The organism is Kitasatospora sp. NPDC127111 (assembly GCF_042677465.1).
In the GTDB taxonomy this organism is placed as follows: domain Bacteria; phylum Actinomycetota; class Actinomycetes; order Streptomycetales; family Streptomycetaceae; genus Kitasatospora.
In genome coordinates, this window is sequence record NZ_JBHXTG010000020.1 from 9400 (window position 1) to 28789 (window position 19390).

The window sequence follows — 19390 nt, forward strand, 5'->3', positions numbered from 1 at the left end:
GCGCTTCGTCGCGCAGGCGGGCGCGGCGGTGGTACCGGCGGCCCGGCGGCGGGGCGGCGCCCGCTGCTCCCCCGGGGGGGCCCCCGCCCCCCCGGCGGGGCCCCCCCGCCCGGCGCATCCCCTCCCCGTCTTCAGAAGGGCACGACAGACACGATGGCACCGACGACCAAGGCGACCGGTGACGGCAGCGGCCTGGTGGAGATGTCCTGGGACCCGATCACCCGGATCGTGGGCAGCCTCGGCATCCACACGAAGATCGACTTCAAGCAGAAGAAGGTCGCGGAGTGCTACAGCACCTCCTCGGTCTTCCGCGGCTACAGCGTCTTCATGCGGGGCAAGGACCCGCGCGACGCGCACTTCATCACCAGCCGGATCTGCGGCATCTGCGGTGACAACCACGCCACCTGTTCGGTCTACACGCAGAACATGGCGTACGGCGTGAAGCCCCCGCACCTCGGCGAGTGGATCATCAACCTCGGCGAGGCCGCCGAGTACATGTTCGACCACAACATCTTCCAGGAGAACCTGGTCGGGGTCGACTACTGCGAGAAGATGGTCCGCGAGACCAACCCCGGCGTGCTCGAACTGGCCGAGCGCACCGAGGCGCCGCACGCCGGCGACCACGGCTACAAGACCATCGCCGACATCATGCGCTCGCTCAACCCGATCGAGGGCGAGTTCTACCGCGAGGCGCTGCAGGTCAGCCGCTACACCCGGGAGATGTTCTGCCTGATGGAGGGCCGCCACGTGCACCCCTCCACGCTCTACCCCGGCGGCGTCGGCACGGTGGCCACCGTCCAGCTGTTCACCGACTACCTGACCCGGCTGACGCGCTACGTGGAGTTCATGAAGAAGGTCGTGCCGCTCCACGACGACCTCTTCGACTTCTTCTACCAGGCGCTGCCCGGGTACGAGGAGGTCGGCCGGCGGCGCGTGCTGCTCGGCTGCTGGGGCAGCCTCAACGACCCCGACCACTGCGACTTCACGTACCGCAACATGACCGACTGGGGACGGAAGATGTTCGTCACCCCGGGCATCGTCGTGGACGGCAAGCTGGTCACCAACGACCTCACCGAGATCAACCTCGGCATCCGGATCCTGCTCGGCAGCTCCTACTACGAGGACTGGCAGGGCAAGGAGCTGTTCGTCACGCACGACCCGCTCGGCAACCCGGTCGACCCCCGGCACCCCTGGAACCAGCACACCCTCCCGCAGCCGCAGAAGCGGAACTTCGACGACAAGTACAGCTGGGTGATGTCCCCGCGCTGGTTCGACGGCAAGGAGCACCTGGCCCTCGACACCGGCGGCGGACCCATCGCCCGCCTGTGGTCCACCGCCCTGTCGGGGCTGGTCGACATCGGCTACGTCAAGGCCACCGGCCACAGCGTGCAGATCAACCTGCCCCGGACGATGACCAAACCCGAGGTCACCTTCGAGTGGAAGATCCCGCGGTGGAGCAACGCCCTCGAACGCAACCGCGCCCGCACCTACTTCCAGGCGTACGCGGCCGCGGCGGCCCTGCACTTCGCGGAGAAGGCGCTGGACGAGGTCCGGGCCGGCCGCAGCCAGACCTGGGAACGGTTCGAGGTGCCGGACGAGTCCATCGGCTGCGGCTTCACCGAGGCCGTGCGCGGCGTCCTGTCGCACCACATGGTGATCCGGGACGGCAAGATCGCCAACTACCACCCGTACCCGCCGACCCCGTGGAACGCCAGCGTCCGCGACAGCTACGGCACCCCCGGCCCGTACGAGGACGCCGTGCAGAACACCCCGATCTTCGAGGAGAACCCGCCCGACACCTTCAAGGGCATCGACATCATGCGGGCCGTCCGCAGCTTCGACCCCTGCCTGCCCTGCGGCGTCCACATGTACGTGGGCGGCGGCCGGACCGTGCAGAAGATGCACGTGCCCACGGGCCTGAGCGGACTCACCGCATGACGCCGGAGCAGACCGGCCTGCGGATCCAGGAGGCACTGGACCGGCTCGCCGACGACGGCGCGCAGGAGACCGGCGAACAGCTGGTGCGCGACCTCATGGCGTTCTACGCCGACGGCCTCGCCCGGCTCGTCCGGGCGCTGCCGGCGCCCGAGCTCTCCGCCCTGCTGGACGACCCGGCGGTGGCCGGACTGCTGGTCCTGCACGACCTGCACCCCGAGGACACCGCCACCCGGATCGCCCGCGCGCTGGCCTCGCTGCCCGAACCGGTCGAGCTGCTCGGCTACGATCCCGGGAGCGGCACGGTGCGGGTGCGCCGGGCCCGGAGCGGCTGCGGCTGCTCCGAGCAGGACGTCGAGGCCGCGCTCGCCTGCCACGCGCCCGAGGTGACCGCGGTGGTGCTGGACCGGGCGCCGCAGCTCCTGCAGATCGGCACCCGCCCACCGGCCCCGGCGGAGGCGCGGTGAGCGCCCGTCAGCTCGACCGGCCCGGCACCGCCCTGCTGCGACGGCTGCGCGAGCCCGCCCCGCCGCAGCCGGAGCGCTGCGCCTTCTGCGGCCGGAGCGTCCCCGACCCGCACCGGCACCTGGTGGACACCGAGGAACAGGCCCTCACCTGCGTCTGCACCGCCTGCGGGCTGCTGTTCCAGCAGCCCGCCGCGGCCGGAGGACGCTACCGCGGCGTCCCCGACCGCTACCTGACCGACCCGGACCACCGGATCGGCGAGCAGGCCTGGGCGGCCCTCGGCATCCCGGTCGGCACCGCCTTCCTGTTCCGCAACGCCCGGCAGCAGCGGTACGTGCTGCTCTACCCCGGCCCGGCCGGAGCGACCGAGAGCGAGCCGGACGAGGGCGCCTGGCAGGCCGCGCTCGGCGCCAGCAGGCTCGCCGCCGCCCTGGAACCCGACGTGGAGGCGCTGCTGCTGCGCCACACCGCCGACGGGGTCCACTGCCACCTGGTGCCGATCGACGTCTGCTACGAACTGGTCGGCCGGCTGCGGCGCTGCTGGAAGGGCTTCGACGGCGGCGCCGAGGCCAGGACCGAGCTCGACGCCTTCTTCGCCCGGCTCGCCGAGCGGGCCCGGCCCCTGCGAGAGGACGGCACCCGGTGACCGAACTGGCCTTCGCCTGCACCGGAGTCCGGGCGGCCGAACACGCGGCCGGACCGACCCTGCTCTTCCGGCTGCGCATCACCGCACCCCCCGCGACCCGGGTGCACGCCCTGGCGCTCCGCTGCCAGCTGCGCATCGAGCCCGCCCGGCGCCCGTACGGCGAGGCGGAGGGCGGGCGGCTGGCGGACCTCTTCGGCGAACGCTCGCGCTGGGGCAGCACGCTGAACCCGGTCGAGTTCGCCCAGGTGCCGCTGATGGTGCCCGGCTTCACCGGCGAGACCGAGACCGACGTGCCCGTGCCGTGCACCTACGACATGGACGTGGCCTCGGCCCGCTACCTCAGGGCGCTGGACGGCGGCGACGTCCCCCTGCTGCTGCTGTTCTCGGGCACCGCGTTCACCGGCCCGGGCGGGTTCCAGGTCTCCCCGGTGCCCTGGGACCGGGAGGCCGCGGTGCGGATGCCGGTACGGGTCTGGCGGGAGGCGATCGACCGGCACTTCCCGGGCTGCGGGTGGCTGCGGCTGCCCGAGGACCTCATGGACGCGCTGCTCGCCTACCGCTCGCGCCGCGCCCTGCCGTCCTGGGAGGCCACCGTGCGCGAGCTGCTCGACGGGGACCGGGCCGAGGGGGTGGCCCGGTGACCGCCTTCACGGCCGGCACCGAGAGCCGGTTCGCCCAGGCGCGGCAGATCGCCGACGCCGTCCTCTTCGAGGGGTACGTGCTCTACCCCTACCGGGCCTCCGCGGCCAAGAACCGGCTGCGCTGGCAGTTCGGCGTGCTCGTCCCGCCCGGCTACGGAGCGGACAGCGGCGAGCACAGCCACCAGCGCACCGAGTGCCTGATGGAGCCGCGCCCCGGCGACCGGCTGGCCGTCGAACTGCGGTTCCTCCGGGCACAGCGGCGCACCGTCCAGCGCGCCACCCCCACCGGCGGCTTCGAGACGGTCGACGAGCTGGAACTCGCCGACCGGGTGCTCGTCCCGTGGGACGAGGGCGTCGAGGAGCGGGTGGAACTCGTCGTCCCGGTCGACGAGTTGGCCGACGAGGAGGTCGTGCGGCCGTTCCGGCTGCCGGCCTGCGAGGAGATGGAGCTGCTCCGCGAGCACGGCGCGCCGGTCGGCCGGCTGCTGCGCCGGCGCCAGCGGATCGACGGCGTCCTGCGGCTGACGGCGCCGGAGGTCCCGGGACCGTACGGGGCGCGACGGCTGACCGCCCTCGTGGAGAACACCACCGACTGGGCGCCGCGGCCGGGCGACCGGCGGGAGGCGGCGCTGCCGCACTCGCTCGTCTCGGCACACCTGCTGCTGGGGCTGGACCGCGGCTCCTTCCTGTCGGTGACCGACCCGCCCGAGTGGGCCCGGGCCGCCGTCGCGCGGTGCCGCAACGAGCACACCTGGCCGGTCCTGGCGGGCCCGCCCGGCCGTGACCAGGTGCTGCTCTCCTCGCCGATCATCCTGGAGGACCACCCGAGCGTCGCCCCCGAGAGCCCCGGCGTGCTCTACGACGCGACCGAGATCGACGAGATCCTCGCGATGCGGACCGCGGCCCTGACGGACCGAGAGAAGCGGGAGGCCCGGGGCACCGACGAGCGGGCGGGTGCCGTGATCGACCTCGCCGACTCGATGCCCCCGGAGGTGCTGGAGCGGCTGCACGGCGCCGTCCGGGGCCTGCGTGAGCTCACCGGGAACGCCCCCGAGCAGCCCTGGTGGGACCCGGGTGCCGATGCCGGGGTCGACCCCGGGCGGGACCACGTGCTGGTCGGCGGCCACGAGGTGGGAGCCGGCAGCCGGGTGCTGCTCCGGCCCGGCCGGCGGCGCACCGACGCCCAGGACCTGTTCCTGGACGGGCGGACCGCCGTGGTGGAGGCCGTCCTGCACGACGTCGACGGCTCGGTGCACCTGGCGGTGACGCTGGAGGACGACCCGGGGGCGGACCTGTGGCGGGCCCAGGGCCGGTACCGGTACTTCCAGCCGGACGAGATCACGCCGCTGGAGGGGCCGTGACGGCGGGGCGGGTGCTGGTCGCCGGGGTGGGCAACATCTTCCTCGGCGACGACGGGTTCGGGGTGGAGACCGTCCGGCGGCTGCGCGAGCACCGGCTGCCGGAGGACGTCGACGTGGTCGACGTCGGGGTGCGCGGCGTCCACCTGGCCTATCAACTCCTCGACGGGTACCGGATGTTGGTGCTCGTCGACGCCACCGCACGCGGGTCCGCGCCGGGGACGGTCCACCTGATCGAGCCGGACGCCGGACCGGTGGAGGCGCCCGCGCTGGACGGGCACCGGATGGGACCGGACGCCGTGCTCGGCCTGCTCGGCACGCTGGCCGCCGGGACGGGCGGGTCGCCGCCCGGGCGGGTCCTCGTGGTGGGGTGCGAGCCGGAGTCGCTGGAGGAGGGCATCGGGCTGAGCGCACCGGTGGCCGCCGCCGTCGAGGAGGCGGTCCGGCTGGTCCTGCGGGCCGTCGGTGCGGACGGGCCGGACGAGCGGGTGGACGGGAACGCGGACGGGACCGCGGACGGGCACGTGGTGCACCGGCAAGCGGACGTGCAAACGGAGAGAGAGGCATCGACATGGTGAAGAACCTGCTCGGCGTGGCCGCCGTGGCCGCCGGGGCCGTCGTCGCGGCGCTGGTCTGGCAGAACCTGGACGAGCTGAAGCGCTATCTGCGCATTCGCCGGATGTGAGCGGCGGACTGCTGCGAACGGCGTAGTCCCGGGTGCGGCGGCGGCGCGGCTTCGAGCCGCTGCCGCCGCCGCACCCTGTAATGAAGCCTGTTGCCTCCAGCGGCGGGAGCGGGGCCCATGCACGAGATGTCGATCGCGACGGCAGTCGTCGAGCAGGTGGACGCCGCGGCGCGCGAGCACGGCGTGGACGCGGTGGCGCGGGTGCGCCTGCAGGTCGGTGAGCTGGCCGGGGTGGTGCCGTCGGCGCTCGACTTCTGCTTCGAACTCGCCTGCTCCGGCACGCTGTTGGAAGGCGCGGTACTGGAGACCGAGGCGGTGCCGGCACGCGCCAGGTGCGTGCCGTGCGAGGTGGAGTGGGCGGTCGGCATGCCGCCCGACCTGGGGTGCCCGCACTGCGACGGCACCCGGGTCGAGCTGCTGGCGGGCCGGGAGCTGCAGATCCTCGGCGTCGAGTGGGCCGAACGCCCGGCGGGCGCCGGAGCCGGACAGGAAGGCTGAAACCCATGTGTCGCACGGTGGAACTCCGGCGGGCGGTGCTCGCCCGGAACGACGACGGAGCCCGCGAGCTGCGTGCGCGGCTCGCCGCCCAGGGCACCGTCGCCGTGAACCTGCTCTCCAGCCCGGGCAGCGGGAAGACGGCGCTGCTGGAGGCCGAACTCGGGCTGGCCGGGGAGCGGGGGATCCCGGTCGCGGCGCTCACCGCGGACCTCGCCACGGAGAACGACGCGATGCGGCTGGCCCGTTCGGGCGCGCCGGTGAAGCAGGTGCTCACCGACGGGCTGTGCCACCTGGAGACGGAGATGCTCAGCGGCCAGCTGGACGGCTGGCTGCCGCGGGGGACCAGGCTGCTGTTCGTGGAGAACGTCGGCAACCTGGTCTGCCCGGCCTCGTACGACCTCGGCGAGTCGCTGCGGGTGGTGCTCGCCTCGGTCACCGAGGGGGAGGACAAGCCGCTCAAGTACCCGACGGCGTTCGGGCTGGCCAACCTGGTACTGGTGACCAAGGCCGACCTCGCGGCGGCGGTGGAGTTCGACGAGGCCGCGTTCCTGGCGAGCGTCGCGCGGGTCAACCCGGGGGTGGAGGTGCTGTTCACCTCGGCCCGGACCGGGCAGGGGGTCGGGGAGCTGCTGGACCGGGCGTGCGCCGTGCTGGACGGCGCGGAGGTGCACCGGCCGGTGATGGCGGGCGCGCCGGAGCAGGGAGCGCTCGGACACGGGGCGCTCGGACACGGCGCGCCGGGACACGGGGCACCTGGGCACGCGCACCCGCACGCCCACCCGCATCCGCACGCCCACCCGGATCCGCACCCGCACGCCCACCCGCACCCGGATCCGCAGCTCCCGGACGTGGAAGCGGGGCGGTCGTGACGGTCGGTCAGGCACAGGCCGGGCCGGAACGGCGGAGGGTGGCGGTCCACGGGGTCGTCCAGGGCGTCGGCTTCCGGCCGTTCGTCTTCGCCCTCGCCGCCGAGCTCGGTCTCGCCGGCACCGTCACCAACACCGGCGAAGGGGTGCTGGCCGAGGTCGAGGGCCGGCGGGAGGCCGTGGAGGCGTTCTGCCGGCGCGTCGCGAGCGACGCGCCGCCGCTGGCCCGGGTCGCCTCCGTGGAGCACGCGCCGCTGCCCCCCACCGGTGCGTCCGGCTTCGCCATCACGCCGTCCCGGGACGACGGCCCGCGGCGGACCCTGGTGCCGCCGGACACCGCCACCTGCGCGGACTGCCTCGCCGAACTGGCCGACCCGGGCGACCGCCGCTACCGGCACCCGTTCATCAGCTGCACCAACTGCGGCCCGCGCCACACCATCGTCACCGGGCTGCCCTACGACCGGGCCAACACCACCATGGCCGGGTTCCCGATGTGCCCGGACTGCACCCGGGAGTACACCGATCCGGCCGACCGGCGCTTCCACGCGCAGCCGGTCTGCTGCCACGCGTGCGGGCCAGGACTCGCCCTGGCCGTGCCGGGGAGGCCGGCGGTCGAGCGCGGGGCCGCCCTCGACGAGGCCCGCCGGCTGCTGCGCGCCGGGGCGATCCTGGCCGTCAAGGGCATCGGCGGGTACCACCTGGCGTGCGACGCGCTGAACGAGGAGAGCGTCACCCGGCTGCGCCGGCGCAAGCGGCGCGGCGCCAAACCCTTCGCCCTGATGGCCCGGGACCTCGGGGAGATCGCCGGGCTGGTCCGGTTGGGACCGGTCGAGGAGGAACTGCTCACCGGTCCGGTCCGGCCGATCGTGCTGCTCCGCCGGTCGGGCCCGCCGTCGGCGGCGCTGGAGGCCGTGGCGCCGCGCAGCCCCGACCTCGGCGTGATGCTGCCGTACACCCCGCTGCACCACCTGCTGCTCGCGCCGCCCGGCCCCGGGCTGCTGGTGATGACCAGCGCCAACCTCTCCGGCGAGCCCATCGTGACGGACGACCGGGACGCCTTCGCCAGACTCGCCCCGCTGGTGGACGCCTGGCTGACGCACGACCGGACCATCCACGTCCCGTGCGAGGACTCGGTGGTGCGGGTGGTGGACGGGGAACAGCTGCCGGTCCGCCGCTCCCGCGGCCAAGCGCCGCTGCCGTTGCCGCTCCCCGTGCCGGTCCGCCCCGTGCTCGCCGTCGGCGGCGACCTCAAGAACACCTTCGCGCTGGCGCGCGACGGCTACGCCTGGATGTCCGGGCACATCGGGGACATGGACGACCTCGCCACGCTGGACGCCTTCGACCGCGCGGTGGCGCACCTGGGGGCCGTCACCGGGGTCCGGCCGGAGGTGCTGGCGGTGGACCGTCACCCCGGCTACCGGTCCGCCCGGCACGCCCGGCGGTCCTTCCGGCGGGAGGAACTCAGGCCGGTGCAGCACCACCACGCGCACGTCGCCTCGGTCATGGCGGAGCACGGGCTGGACGGTCGCCGTCCCGTCATCGGGGTCGCGTTCGACGGGACCGGGTACGGCGACGACGGGGCGGTCTGGGGCGGTGAGGTGCTGCTCGCCGACTACGACGGCTTCCGCCGCTTCGGACACCTGGCGTACGTCCCGCTGCCGGGCGGTGACGCGGCGGTGGTGCGCCCGTACCGGATGGCGCTCGCCCACCTGTGGGCGGCGGGCCTCCCGTGGGCGGCCGGCCTGCCGCCGGTTCGGGCCTGTCCGGATGGCGAATCGGCCGTGTTGGAGCGGCAGTTGGAGCGCTCGCTGAACTGCGTGCCGACCTCCAGCATGGGCCGGCTGTTCGACGCGGTCTCCTCGCTGGCCGGTGTCTGCCAGCTGGCCGAGTACGAGGCGCAGGCGGCGATCGAACTGGAGGCGGCGGCGCTGGCCCACGGCCCGGCCGACGAGCCCTACGGCTTCGAACTCCGCGGGGCCGGTGGGGGTTTGACCGCAGATCCCGGACCGGTGCTGGCGGCGGTGGTCGCCGACCTCGCCGCCGGCGCGTCGAGCGGGCTGGTCGCCGGCCGGTTCCACGGCGCCGTGGCGGGACTGGTCCGCGCGCTGTGCCGGGCCGCCCGGGAGGAGCACGGCCTGGAGACGGTCGCGCTGACCGGAGGGGTCTTCGCCAACGCGCTGCTCTCCTCCGACTGCGCGCGGGGGCTGCGGGCGGACGGCTTCACCGTGCTGCGGCACCGCCGGGTGCCGCCCAACGACGGCGGACTGGCGCTCGGCCAGCTGATGGTGGCCGCCCGGGCCGGCGGCTCGGGCGCCGGTTGAGAGGAGAGGACCCATGTGCCTGGCGGTGCCCGGCAGGGTGATGGAGATCGCGGAGCGTGACGGGACGCGGATGGCGGTCGTCGACTTCGGCGGAGTCGTCAAGGACGTGTGCCTGGAGTACCTCCCCGACCTGGAGGTGGGTGAGTACGCCATCGTGCACGTCGGCTTCGCCCTGCAGCGCCTGGACGAGGAGTCGGCCCGGCGGACCCTGGAGCTCTTCGCCGAACTCGGGCTCCTGCAGGAGGAGTTCGGCGACCCGTGGGAGGCGGCGGCCGGCCTGGCCGGAACGGAGGAGCGGCAGTGAGGTACCTGGAGGAGTTCCAGAACCCGGAGTTGGCGGGCGGCCTGCTCGCCGACATCAGGGCGGTGGTCACCAGACCGTGGGCGCTGATGGAGGTGTGCGGCGGGCAGACCCACACCATCATCCGGCACGGCATCGACCAACTGCTGCCGGAGGGAGTGGAGTTGATCCACGGGCCGGGGTGCCCGGTGTGCGTGACCCCGCTGGAGGTGATCGACCGGGCGCTGGCGATCGCCGCCCGGCCCGGGGTGATCTTCTGCTCGTTCGGCGACATGCTGCGGGTGCCGGGCACCGACCGGGACCTCTTCCGCGTCCGCGGGGAGGGCGGTGACGTGCGCGTGGTCTACTCGCCGCTGGACGCGCTGCGGATCGCCCGGGAGAACCCGGACCGCGAGGTGGTCTTCTTCGGCATCGGCTTCGAGACCACCGCCCCGCCGAACGCCATGGCCGTCCACCAGGCCAGGAAGCACGGGGTGCGCAACTTCAGCATGCTCGTCTCGCACGTGCGCGTGCCCCCGGCCATCGAGGCCATCATGAACTCGCCGGACTGCCGGGTCCAGGGCTTCCTCGCGGCCGGGCACGTGTGCAGCGTGATGGGCATCGACGAGTACCCGGCGCTGGCCGAGCGCCACCGGGTGCCGATCGTGGTCACCGGTTTCGAACCGCTGGACATCCTGGAGGGGATCCGCCGCACCGTACGGCAGTTGGAGCGCGGGGAGCACACCGTCGACAACGCCTACCCGCGGGCCGTCCGCCCGGAGGGCAACCCGGCCGCCCGGGCCATGCTGGAGGACGTCTTCGAGGTGACCGACCGGGCCTGGCGCGGGATCGGCGTCATCCCGCGGAGCGGCTGGCGGCTCTCGCCGCGCTACCGTGACCACGACGCCGAGCACCGCTTCGACGTCGCCGGGATCACCACCCGCGAACCCGCCCAGTGCCGCAGCGGCGAAGTCCTGCAGGGCCTGCTCAAGCCGAACCAGTGCGAGGCCTTCGGCACCGTCTGCACCCCGCGCACCCCGCTCGGCGCCACCATGGTGTCCAGCGAGGGGGCCTGCGCCGCGTACTACCTCTACCGGCGGCTCGGCACGCCGGGCGTTTCCCGGGAGGCGAGCCCCGTTGGCTGACACCGAGATCCTGACCGGGCCGTCGGCGGTTCCGGCCGTGGAGGACGTCGCGGAGGCGGCCGCGGAGCGGGCCGTGGCGCCCGGCGCGGAGCCGGCCGTGGGGCCGGCCCCGGCGCCCGACTTCTCCGGGTGGAGCTGTCCGCTGCCGCTGCGCGACCACCCCCGGGTGGTGATGGGGCACGGCGGCGGCGGGGCGATGTCCGCCGAGCTCGTGGCCAACCTCTTCGCCCCCGCGTTCGGCGGCCGGACCCTCGCCGTCCTCGCGGACTCCGCGGTCCTGGAGCTCGGCGGCGCCAGGCTCGCCTTCTCCACCGACTCCTACGTCGTCCGGCCGCTGTTCTTCCCCGGCGGCGGCATCGGTGACCTCGCCGTCAACGGGACGGTCAACGACCTGGCGATGAGCGGCGCGCGGGCCGCCTACCTGTCCTGCGGCTTCATCCTGGAGGAAGGGGTGGAGATGGCCGTCGTGGACCGGGTGGCCCGGTCGATGGGCGCCGCCGCGCGCGCGGCCGGGGTGGAGGTCGTCACCGGGGACACCAAGGTGGTCGAGGCCGGCCACGGCGACGGCGTCTACCTGAACACCGCCGGCATCGGGCTCGTCCCGGCGGGCGTGGACATCAGGCCGCAGCGGGCTGTCCCGGGTGACGTGGTGATCGTCAGCGGGGAGATCGGGCTGCACGGCGTCGCGATCATGAGCGTCCGCGAGGGCCTGGAGTTCGGGGTCGGGATCGAGAGCGACTGCGCCGCGCTCGGCGGCCTGGTCGAGGCGATGCTGGCCGTCACTCCCGACCTGCACGTCCTGCGCGACCCCACCCGGGGCGGCCTGGCCGCGGCGCTCAACGAGATCGCGGCGGCGGCGGGCGTGGGCGTGGTGGTGACCGAGCGCTCCGTCCCGGTCCCGCCGCAGGTGGCGAACGCCTGCGCCGTGCTGGGCCTCGACCCGATGTACGTCGCCAACGAGGGCAAGCTGGTCGCCTTCGTACCGCGCCGGGAGGCGGAGGCCGTGCTCGCCGCCATGCGGGCCCACCCGCTGGGCGCGGGCGCGGCGGTGATCGGCGAGTGCGTTCCCGACCACCCCGGCATGGTCGTCGCCCGCACGGCGTTCGGCGGAACCCGGGTGGTGGACCTCCCGATCGGCGAACAGCTGCCGCGGATCTGCTAGCCGCGACCCGCCCCGCAACGGCCCCGGTGCGTGCCCTGCCACGCGCCGGGGTCGTGCAACAGTCAACATTTCCGGAAATGCTCGATCGCCCTCGGGGATCACGCCCTCCGGGGAGTTCCGGAGAGTTCCGGAGAGTTCCGGGGAGTTCCGGGGAGTTCCCGGGAGTTCCCGGGAGTTCTGGTGAGTTCCTGTGACCTCCGCCACGATCGGTGGTGCCGTGGATTCCGCCGAGGGGGATTCCATGGCCGAAATCGATGCACGATGGCCTGATGTCACATGACCATTCGTCAAACGTTCGGATGTGATGGCACTGTGTGCGTAGCCGTACCACCCTTCTGAACCACACGCACACTGATCGTGTGTACGATGACGAATGGCTGAACTGTGCGCATGACCCGTTCGGATCGCAATGACGCGACCACGCGGCCCCGCCTCGCAGGCAACAGGCTCACCCTCCCGGAGTTCTACCGGCTCGCCGGCCGCGTCGGTGGTCACCCCTATGTGAAGATCGTGCTCGACCGGGACGAGTCGGTGCTCCACTTCATCGACAGTGCGGACGGTATCCTCCACGTCCGTTACATCGCGGGCGAGATCCTCGGTATGTCGATCGAGGAACTGGCCCGCGGGCTCGATTCGTTCAACGACGACGTCTACCGGAATCCCGACCGCCGCTTCTATCTCGGGACCCTCGCCCACCACACCCGCCGCGCCGCGGAAAGCGGCCCCGCGGCCGACGGCTTCCTGTCGCTGGAAACGGTCGACGTCGACACCATGTCCCAGGACATGCTGCGGTTCTTCTACCACCGGGTGCGCGAGCACATCGACCCGACGCTGCCGCTGCTCCTCAAACCGGCCGGCCACCGGCAGGAGGGCTACGTCGCCCGCATCCCGGAGAGCGAGATACCTCGCATCCTGTCCCACGAGCTCTACTCCACGGCCTCGTTCGTGCCGCTGAACCCCGGAGCGGCCCACGGGCGGCTGCGGGTGTTCCGCTCCGAGGAGGAGTACCGGGCCGACCCCGAGCCCCTGGAGTGGCAGGACATCGTGGTGATGCCCCGGGTGCCCGAGGACATCCCCCGGGTGTCCGGCATCATCCACACCGAGCACACCACACCGCTCTCCCACATCAACGTGATGGCCGCCGGATGGCGGATCCCCAACGCCATCGGGATCGGAGCCGCCGAACGGATCGACCGCGCCGGCCTGGCCGGCCGCTGGGTGCGCTACCGGGTCGACGCCGACGGTGAGGACCTCCTCCTCGAGGCCGCCCAGCCGGGCGGCGGGGGCGTCCGCCCGACGCCGCCGGCCGAACGCGTCGCCGTGGAGCGGCCCGACCTCGGGCCCACCCCGATCACCCCGCTCTCCGCGCTGCGTGCGGGCGACCACGTCCGGTTCGGCACCAAGGCCGCCAACCTCGGTGAACTCACCCACCTGCTGGAGTACGGCTCACCCCGCTGGCTCGGCTTCTACCGCGTGCCCCGCCCGCCCCGGGACAACCTGCTGCGCTACCTGGCCCGGCAACTCGGCCTTCCGGAGGGCGCCGACGAGGCCGAGCTGACCGCCGCCGCGCGGCACCTGGTGAAGGAGCACGCCCACGTGCCGCGCGGGATCGTGCTGCCGTTCTCCCTCCAGCAGCGCTTCCTCGACTCCTCGGCGGAGCTGCGGGACGCCCTCGGCCGGCTCGACTCCGAGCTCCGGGACCGGCCCGACACCGAGCTCCGGCACCGGACTTCGGGCCGGGAGGAGGCTTCGTCCGCGGAGGGGACCTCGCGGATCGAGGAACTCTGCCTCGAAGCCCAGCGGCTGATCCTCGGCACCCCGCTGCCCGGCCCGATCCGCACCGAGATCGACCGGGCGATCCACCGGCACCTGTACGGCGTCCCCGTCCAGGTCGTCCGCAGCTCCTCCAACGCCGAGGACCTTCCGGGCTTCTCCGCCGCCGGACTCTACGAGTCGGTGGCGAACGTCCGGGGAGGCACGGACGCGGTCGTCGACGCGGTCCGGGAGGTGTGGGCCTCGCTGCTCTCGCCGCGTGCGGTGCTGCTGCGGCGCCAGGCGGGCATCCCGCTGGACCACTGCCGCATGGGCGTGATCGTCCAGGAACAGGTCGGCGCCACCGTCGGCGGCGTCCTGGTCACCTGCAACCCGCTGAGCCCGCGGGACTTCCGCGACGTCTACCTCAACGTCTCGCCGCGCTCGGTGACCGACGTCGTCACCGGCACGGGCGCCCCGCTGCAGTACCTGTGCAACACCGTGGAGGGCGGCAGCCGCACGGTCTCGCTGGGCACCGCCACCACCGACCTGGACGCCGGGACCAAGGACCTGCTGCGCCGGCTGGCCCTGATCAGCCGGCTGCTGCAGTCGCACTTCTCGCCCGACGAGACGTACGGCGCCCCGGTCGACATCGAGTGGGCGATCGAGGGCGACCGGATCGACCTGCTGCAACTGCGCCCCTTCCGCACCGCCGGCTGACGCGGCCCGGACCGCACGCGGGCCCGGATGGCGTAAGGGCGGGAGCGACACCGCCCGGACGGCCCGCGCGCCGGACGGCACGCGGGTCCGGGCGCGTCACGGTCGGCCCGGCACGCGGGCGCGTCACGGCGGCCCCGTGTGCGGCAGCCCGCTGCGCGCGTCCCAGGCCTCATGAACTTCTGTCAGGAGAAAGCACGTTGAACAGGATCCTGTACGTCTACGTCAAGGGCGGAGCCCCGCTCGAGTACGCCTTCCCGCGCATCGCCGCCTGCGGGGAGCTGCACGTCCTCGCGCTGGCACCGCTGCCCACGACCGCCGAGGAGGTGTGGCGGCCCAGCTGTACCAGCATCGAGCTGGTGCCCGCGGCGCCGCGCGGCGACGAACTGGTCGAGCTGATCGTGGAGCACGCCAAGGCCATCGGCGCCGACGCGGTGCTGACCCTCTCGGAGTTCGCGGTGCTGGCCGTCGCGCACGCCGCGAGCCGGCTGGGCCTGGCCGGTGCCGGCGCGGGCATCCTCCGCGCCCGGGACAAGCGGCTCATGCGGGAGGCGTGGGCCGCCGCCGGCGTGCCGATACCCGGGTTCCGCCGGGTCGACGAACTCGCGGACCTGGAAGCCGCGTTGGCCGAGTTCACACCCCCGCTGCTGCTCAAGCCGGCCTGGGGCGCCGGGTCGGTCGCCCAGATCGTGCTGGAATCGCCCGAGGACGCCGCCTCGGCGTGGGCCGAGATCGAGCGCGGACTCCGGGCCGGCAGCCAGGTCGGCATGAACGAGCTCTACGCCGCGGACACCGACCGGGACCGCCTGGTCGAGGAGATCGCCCAGGGCTCCACCGAGGGCTGGTACCAGGAGCCGGGCTACGGCGACTACGTGAGCGTGGAGGGCATCGTCGCGGACGGCGTCTACCACCCGCTGGCCATCACCGCCAAGCTGCCGACCGTGCCGTCCTTCGTCGAGGTGGCCAGCACCTCGCCCTCCGTCATGCCGGTGCCGCTGCAGCGCCGGATCGAGGAGGTGTCGCGACGTGCGGTCGACGCGCTCGGGCTGGAGAACTGCGGCACCCACACCGAGCTGAAGCTGATGAAGGACGGCGGGCTGGTGGTCATCGAGACCGCGGCCAGGTTCGGCGGCCTGCTGACGACCAGGCAGGTCCACGAGGTCTTCGGGCTCGACCCGATCGGCATGCTGGTCCGGCAGTTGCTCGGCGAGCGGGTCCGCTACCCCGAGGCGATGCTCACCGACGGGGTCCGGGCCGCCGCGTCGGTGGCGGTCGTCCCGGCCGACGCGGCCGGAGTGCCCTGGCGGAGCCGGCCGGTCTGGAACCCGCAGGCCGTCGACTGGCAGAGCCTGCTGTCACCGGGCAGCACCATCGAGGCCGTACCGGCCTTCGCCATGCCCGCGGGGCAGCCCGTCCCCGCCTTCGACCCCTCCGCGGGATCGCGCAACTGGCTCGGGGTCTACCTGCTGAGCGCCGTCGACGCCGCCACGCTGCACCGCGACTGCAACGCCGTGCTGAACGGCCTGGAAAAGGCCCTGCACCGGGCCGCCTCCTGAGCCGCCGGCCCGTTCCCACCCGCCTGTCCCGCGCACCTGTCCCGCCCTCCTTCCCCCGTCCCGACGATCGAGGTTCCTTCATGCGTGTACTGTTCGCCGGCGCCCCCGGCTTCGGCCACCTCTTCCCGCTGGTCCCGCTGGCCAGGGCGATGCGTCAGCTCGGCCACGAGGTCGCGGTGACCTCGATGGACGGCGGCGAGCCCGTCGCCGGCTCCGGACTGCCCTACCTGCCCCTCGCGCCCGGGATCGACTGGCGCAAGGAGATCAGGGAGGCCGGCCGCACCCGGCGGCCCGACCTGATGCGGCGGGTGATCGAGACCAACTCGGCCGACCGCGAGGCCTTCGTCCCGCTGGCCGCCCACGTCAACAGCCGGGTGGCCGACGCGATGGTCGAGCTCGCCACGCGGTGGCGGCCGGACCTGGTGGTGTACGAGTACCAGTTCCCGGTGGCCCTGCTCGCGGCGGCCCGCCTGGGCGTGCCCGCCGTCCAGCACGACCTGGGCTTCGTCCGCACCCCGAAGCTGCGCGCCCTGATGCTCGCGGAGATGGCGGACACCTTCGCCCGGCACGGAATCGACCGGCTGCCCGAGCCGGCCGACACCATCGACCTCGCGCCGCCGAGCATGGCCGGGGGCGAGCGGTACGGCTGCTCGCTGCGGCCCGTCGCCTACAACGGCGAAGGCGGAGTCCCCGAGCCCCTGGCCACGCCCGCCGACCGCCCGCGGGTGGCGGTCACCCTGGGCACCGTTCCGCCCAAGACCGACGGCCTGACCAGGCTCGAACGGGTGATCGCGGCCGCCGCCGACCTCGACGCGGAGTTCGTGCTGGCGACCGGCGAACTCGACCTCGGCACCCTCGGCACCCTGCCGGACAACGTCCGCGCGTACGGCTGGGTGCCGTGGCGGGCGCTGCTGGACACCTGCACCGCCGTGATCCACCACGGCGGCAGCAGCAGCGCGCTCGGCGCGCTGGACGCGGGCGTCCCGCAACTCGTGCTGCCCGACGGGTCGGACCGCTTCATCACCGCGGACGCGGTGCGGGAGCGGGGAGCCGGGCTCAGCGCGGGCGCCGAGGAGATCGGACCGGAGCTGCTGCGCCGGCTGCTCACCGACGACGCGCTGGCCCGCGCCGCGCGGGAGGTCAGCGCCGAGATCGCGGCGATGCCGAGCCCGGCGGCAGTGGCGGAGCGGCTCACCGCAATGGCCGGCGCGGCCCGTACGGCAGGTACGGCCCGTACGGCAGGTACGGCCCGTACGGCAGGTACGGCCAGTACCGCCGGTGCGGCCCCCACGGCCCGCGCGGCGGGCTGAGGAAGGCCGACGGGGGCCGGGGAACGACCGGGCTTCACCCAGGGCAGAACGCCACTCCCTTCCCCCGGCGCCCCGGATCCCTAGGCTGAAGGGGTGAGCACTCATGCGCCGAACGAAGCCCGCGTCATTCCCCTGCGCCCGAAGGCCTCGCCGCCCGGTTCCGGCGGGGCCGCCCGGACCCCGCAGCGACCGGCGGGAGCCCCGCCGACCCCCGCGCCGAGGGAACCCCTCTGGCGCGACCTGGTCGGCGGCGTGCTGCGGCGCGAGCGGCTCGCCCAGGAGCGCACGCTGAAGGAGGTCGCGGAGGAGGCCAGGATCTCGATGCCGTACCTGTCGGAGCTGGAGCGCGGACGCAAGGAGGCCTCCTCCGAGGTGCTCGCGGCCGCCGCCAAGGCCCTCGGGCTCGGCCTCGGCGACCTGCTCTCGCTGGCCCAGGACGAGCTGACCCGGTACACCCCGAGCCGGGTGGGCCACGGCCGCACCTCGCCCACGGCGCGGCACGACGGCCTCTGCCTGGCCGCCTGACGGACCGGCGGTCCGGCCGGAACGGCGGTGGTGGCGGTACACCGCGCCGTTCCGGCCGGATCGCCGGCCCCAGACGTCGGCCCCGGCCGTCGGCCACCGCCGACCGGCTCAGGCGAGCGCGAGCCGCCGGCTCAGCACCTGGTCGGCGAGCCCGTAGGCGACGGCCTCCTCGGCGGTGAACACCTTGTCCCGGTCCATGTCCGCGCGCAGCGTCGCCACGTCGTGGTGCGTGTGCCGCGACAGGACCTCCTCCACCTCCGAGCGGACGCGGACCATCTCCTTGGCCGCGAGGCTGAGGTCGGAGACCGTCCCCTGCCGGCCCCCGCTGGCCGGCTGGCCGAGCAGCACCCGCGCGTGCTGGAGGACGAACCGTCGCCCGGGATCCCCGCCGGCCAGCAGGACCGCCGCCGTCGACGCCGCCTGACCGACGCAGAACGTCGAGATCGGCGCCTGCACGAACGTCATCGTGTCGTAGATCGCCATCAGCGAAGTGAACGATCCGCCGGGCGAGTTGAGATAGATCGAGATCTCGCGCTCCGGGTTCTCCGACTCCAGGTGCAGGAGTTGCGCGATGACCACGTTGGCGACCCCGTCGTCGATCTCGGTGCCGAGGAAGACGATCCGCTCGTTCAGCAGCCGGCTGAAGACGTCGTAGGACCGCTCGCCCTGCGCGGTCCGCTCGATCACGTAGGGAACCGTGTACGACCCCATGTCACAGCCCCATCCGTCGGCGCGACGCGGCCGGGCGGATGTCGGTGACCGACTCCACCACCCGGTCCACGATCCCGTACTCCCTGGCCTGCTCGGCCGTGAACCAGCGGTCCCGGTCGCCGTCCCGCGCGATCGTCTCCTCGCTCTGCCCGGTGTGCTCGGCGGTGATCCGCTCGATGGCCCTCTTCGTGAACTGGAGGTTCTCCGCCTGGATCTCGATGTCCGCGGTGGTCCCGCCGATGCCCGCCGAGGGCTGGTGCATCATGATCCGCGCGTTCGGCAGCGCGAACCGCTTGCCGGGCGCCCCCACGGTGAGCAGGAACTGGCCCATGCTGGCGGCGAACCCCATGGCCAGCGTCGAGACGTCGTTCGGGATGAGCCGCATGGTGTCGTAGATCGCGAGCCCCGCGGTGACCGACCCGCCGGGGCTGTTGATGTACAGGCTGATGTCGGTGCGCGGATCCTCCGCCGACAGCAACAGCAACTGCGCGCACACCCGGTTGGCCGACACGTCGTCGACCTGCGTGCCGAGCAGCACGATCCGCTGTCCGAGCAACTGGGCCGCGAGGTGGTCGTCGAAGCGGCTGGGCGGCGTGTCGCCCTCCTCCGCGCGGAGCGGGAGCGGGGTGAGTGGAGTCATCGGGTCTCCTTGTCGAGGCGTGGATGCCGTCGACTCCACTCTTGACCGCCCGAGCCCCCCGCCTCCCCTTTCTCTGCCCGCCGCAGATTCGCCACGGGCAGAGCCGCCGGCTCCCGCCGGCGTTCGGAACGACTGGCGGGCGCTGACCCGTGCCGGGGGCCCGGGGGGTGGCGTTCC

Annotated in this window: 19 protein-coding genes; 17 read left to right on the plus strand and 2 right to left on the minus strand. The window is 73.7% G+C overall.

The window, feature by feature from the left end; all coding sequences use genetic code 11:
* The first annotated feature begins 153 nt into the window (after positions 1 to 153).
* The 17 genes from ACFVHB_RS15165 to ACFVHB_RS15245 all read left to right on the plus strand — a co-directional run bounded on the left by ACFVHB_RS15165 (position 154) and on the right by ACFVHB_RS15245 (position 17862).
* Positions 154 to 1938, plus strand: a complete 1785-nt coding sequence (locus tag ACFVHB_RS15165; protein ID WP_380320858.1) for a nickel-dependent hydrogenase large subunit — start codon at positions 154 to 156, stop codon at positions 1936 to 1938.
* Entirely contained in the window at positions 1935 to 2402 is a 468-nt protein-coding gene (locus ACFVHB_RS15170; RefSeq protein WP_380320860.1) for a thioredoxin, read from the plus strand. Before ACFVHB_RS15165 ends, ACFVHB_RS15170 begins: the two co-directional genes overlap by 4 nt.
* Complete coding sequence (locus ACFVHB_RS15175; RefSeq protein WP_380320863.1) at positions 2399 to 3046, plus strand: DUF5947 family protein; 648 nt, start codon at positions 2399 to 2401, stop codon at positions 3044 to 3046. Before ACFVHB_RS15170 ends, ACFVHB_RS15175 begins: the two co-directional genes overlap by 4 nt.
* Positions 3043 to 3687, plus strand: a complete 645-nt coding sequence (locus ACFVHB_RS15180; protein ID WP_380320866.1) for a DUF6084 family protein — start codon at positions 3043 to 3045, stop codon at positions 3685 to 3687. The genes ACFVHB_RS15175 and ACFVHB_RS15180 overlap by 4 nt, the downstream gene beginning before the upstream one ends.
* A complete protein-coding gene (locus tag ACFVHB_RS15185; RefSeq protein WP_380320869.1) occupies positions 3684 to 5048 on the plus strand; it encodes a hypothetical protein in 1365 nt (454 codons plus the stop codon). Before ACFVHB_RS15180 ends, ACFVHB_RS15185 begins: the two co-directional genes overlap by 4 nt.
* A complete protein-coding gene (locus ACFVHB_RS15190) occupies positions 5045 to 5623 on the plus strand; it encodes a hydrogenase maturation protease (protein ID WP_380320872.1) in 579 nt (192 codons plus the stop codon). Before ACFVHB_RS15185 ends, ACFVHB_RS15190 begins: the two co-directional genes overlap by 4 nt.
* On the plus strand, positions 5617 to 5730 hold the full coding sequence (locus ACFVHB_RS15195; protein ID WP_380320875.1) for a DUF6893 family small protein: 114 nt from the start codon (positions 5617 to 5619) through the stop codon (positions 5728 to 5730). Before ACFVHB_RS15190 ends, ACFVHB_RS15195 begins: the two co-directional genes overlap by 7 nt.
* Positions 5731 to 5847: 117 nt before the next feature.
* Positions 5848 to 6228 (plus strand): hydrogenase maturation nickel metallochaperone HypA, encoded by a 381-nt coding sequence (gene hypA / locus ACFVHB_RS15200; protein WP_380320878.1) that lies wholly within the window; start codon positions 5848 to 5850, stop codon positions 6226 to 6228.
* Between the two features lie 5 nt (positions 6229 to 6233).
* On the plus strand, positions 6234 to 7097 hold the full coding sequence (gene hypB / locus ACFVHB_RS15205; protein WP_380320881.1) for a hydrogenase nickel incorporation protein HypB: 864 nt from the start codon (positions 6234 to 6236) through the stop codon (positions 7095 to 7097).
* Positions 7094 to 9415, plus strand: coding sequence for a carbamoyltransferase HypF (hypF, locus tag ACFVHB_RS15210; protein WP_380320884.1), 2322 nt, complete (start codon positions 7094 to 7096; stop codon positions 9413 to 9415). Before hypB ends, hypF begins: the two co-directional genes overlap by 4 nt.
* 13 nt (positions 9416 to 9428) lie before the next feature.
* Positions 9429 to 9719, plus strand: a complete 291-nt coding sequence (locus tag ACFVHB_RS15215; RefSeq protein ID WP_380320887.1) for a HypC/HybG/HupF family hydrogenase formation chaperone — start codon at positions 9429 to 9431, stop codon at positions 9717 to 9719.
* Entirely contained in the window at positions 9716 to 10840 is a 1125-nt protein-coding gene (hypD, locus tag ACFVHB_RS15220) for a hydrogenase formation protein HypD (protein WP_380320890.1), read from the plus strand. Before ACFVHB_RS15215 ends, hypD begins: the two co-directional genes overlap by 4 nt.
* A gap of 73 nt (positions 10841 to 10913) precedes the next feature.
* Entirely contained in the window at positions 10914 to 12002 is a 1089-nt protein-coding gene (gene hypE, locus ACFVHB_RS15225) for a hydrogenase expression/formation protein HypE (RefSeq protein WP_380321048.1), read from the plus strand.
* A 390-nt stretch (positions 12003 to 12392) separates the two neighbouring features.
* Entirely contained in the window at positions 12393 to 14474 is a 2082-nt protein-coding gene (locus tag ACFVHB_RS15230; RefSeq protein WP_380320893.1) for a PEP/pyruvate-binding domain-containing protein, read from the plus strand.
* 197 nt (positions 14475 to 14671) lie between these two features.
* Complete coding sequence (locus ACFVHB_RS15235) at positions 14672 to 16027, plus strand: acetyl-CoA carboxylase biotin carboxylase subunit family protein (RefSeq protein ID WP_380320896.1); 1356 nt, start codon at positions 14672 to 14674, stop codon at positions 16025 to 16027.
* 80 nt (positions 16028 to 16107) lie between these two features.
* Positions 16108 to 17337, plus strand: coding sequence for a nucleotide disphospho-sugar-binding domain-containing protein (locus tag ACFVHB_RS15240; protein ID WP_380320899.1), 1230 nt, complete (start codon positions 16108 to 16110; stop codon positions 17335 to 17337).
* 93 nt (positions 17338 to 17430) lie between these two features.
* Positions 17431 to 17862, plus strand: a complete 432-nt coding sequence (locus ACFVHB_RS15245) for a helix-turn-helix domain-containing protein (protein ID WP_380320902.1) — start codon at positions 17431 to 17433, stop codon at positions 17860 to 17862.
* A 108-nt stretch (positions 17863 to 17970) separates the two neighbouring features.
* Here the strand turns inward: ACFVHB_RS15245 and ACFVHB_RS15250 are convergent, their stop codons facing one another.
* Together ACFVHB_RS15250 and ACFVHB_RS15255 are read right to left on the minus strand one after the other, a co-directional pair.
* Positions 17971 to 18573 carry a ClpP family protease gene (locus ACFVHB_RS15250; RefSeq protein WP_380320905.1) on the minus strand — a complete coding sequence of 201 codons (603 nt, stop codon included), beginning with the start codon at positions 18571 to 18573 and terminating at the stop codon, positions 17971 to 17973.
* A gap of 1 nt (position 18574) precedes the next feature.
* Complete coding sequence (locus ACFVHB_RS15255) at positions 18575 to 19213, minus strand: ATP-dependent Clp protease proteolytic subunit (protein ID WP_380320908.1); 639 nt, start codon at positions 19211 to 19213, stop codon at positions 18575 to 18577.
* Between the last annotated feature and the right edge of the window lie 177 nt (positions 19214 to 19390).

Coding starts and splice junctions, on each gene's coding strand:
- ACFVHB_RS15165 (WP_380320858.1), top strand. CDS start 154: ATGGCACCGACGACCAAGGCGACCGGTGACGGCAGCGGCCTGGTGGAG.
- ACFVHB_RS15170 (WP_380320860.1), top strand. CDS start 1,935: ATGACGCCGGAGCAGACCGGCCTGCGGATCCAGGAGGCACTGGACCGG.
- ACFVHB_RS15195 (WP_380320875.1), top strand. CDS start 5,617: ATGGTGAAGAACCTGCTCGGCGTGGCCGCCGTGGCCGCCGGGGCCGTC.
- hypA (WP_380320878.1), top strand. CDS start 5,848: ATGCACGAGATGTCGATCGCGACGGCAGTCGTCGAGCAGGTGGACGCC.
- hypB (WP_380320881.1), top strand. CDS start 6,234: ATGTGTCGCACGGTGGAACTCCGGCGGGCGGTGCTCGCCCGGAACGAC.
- ACFVHB_RS15215 (WP_380320887.1), top strand. CDS start 9,429: ATGTGCCTGGCGGTGCCCGGCAGGGTGATGGAGATCGCGGAGCGTGAC.
- ACFVHB_RS15230 (WP_380320893.1), top strand. CDS start 12,393: ATGACCCGTTCGGATCGCAATGACGCGACCACGCGGCCCCGCCTCGCA.
- ACFVHB_RS15240 (WP_380320899.1), top strand. CDS start 16,108: ATGCGTGTACTGTTCGCCGGCGCCCCCGGCTTCGGCCACCTCTTCCCG.
- ACFVHB_RS15250 (WP_380320905.1), bottom strand. CDS start 18,573: ATGGGGTCGTACACGGTTCCCTACGTGATCGAGCGGACCGCGCAGGGC.
- ACFVHB_RS15255 (WP_380320908.1), bottom strand. CDS start 19,213: ATGACTCCACTCACCCCGCTCCCGCTCCGCGCGGAGGAGGGCGACACG.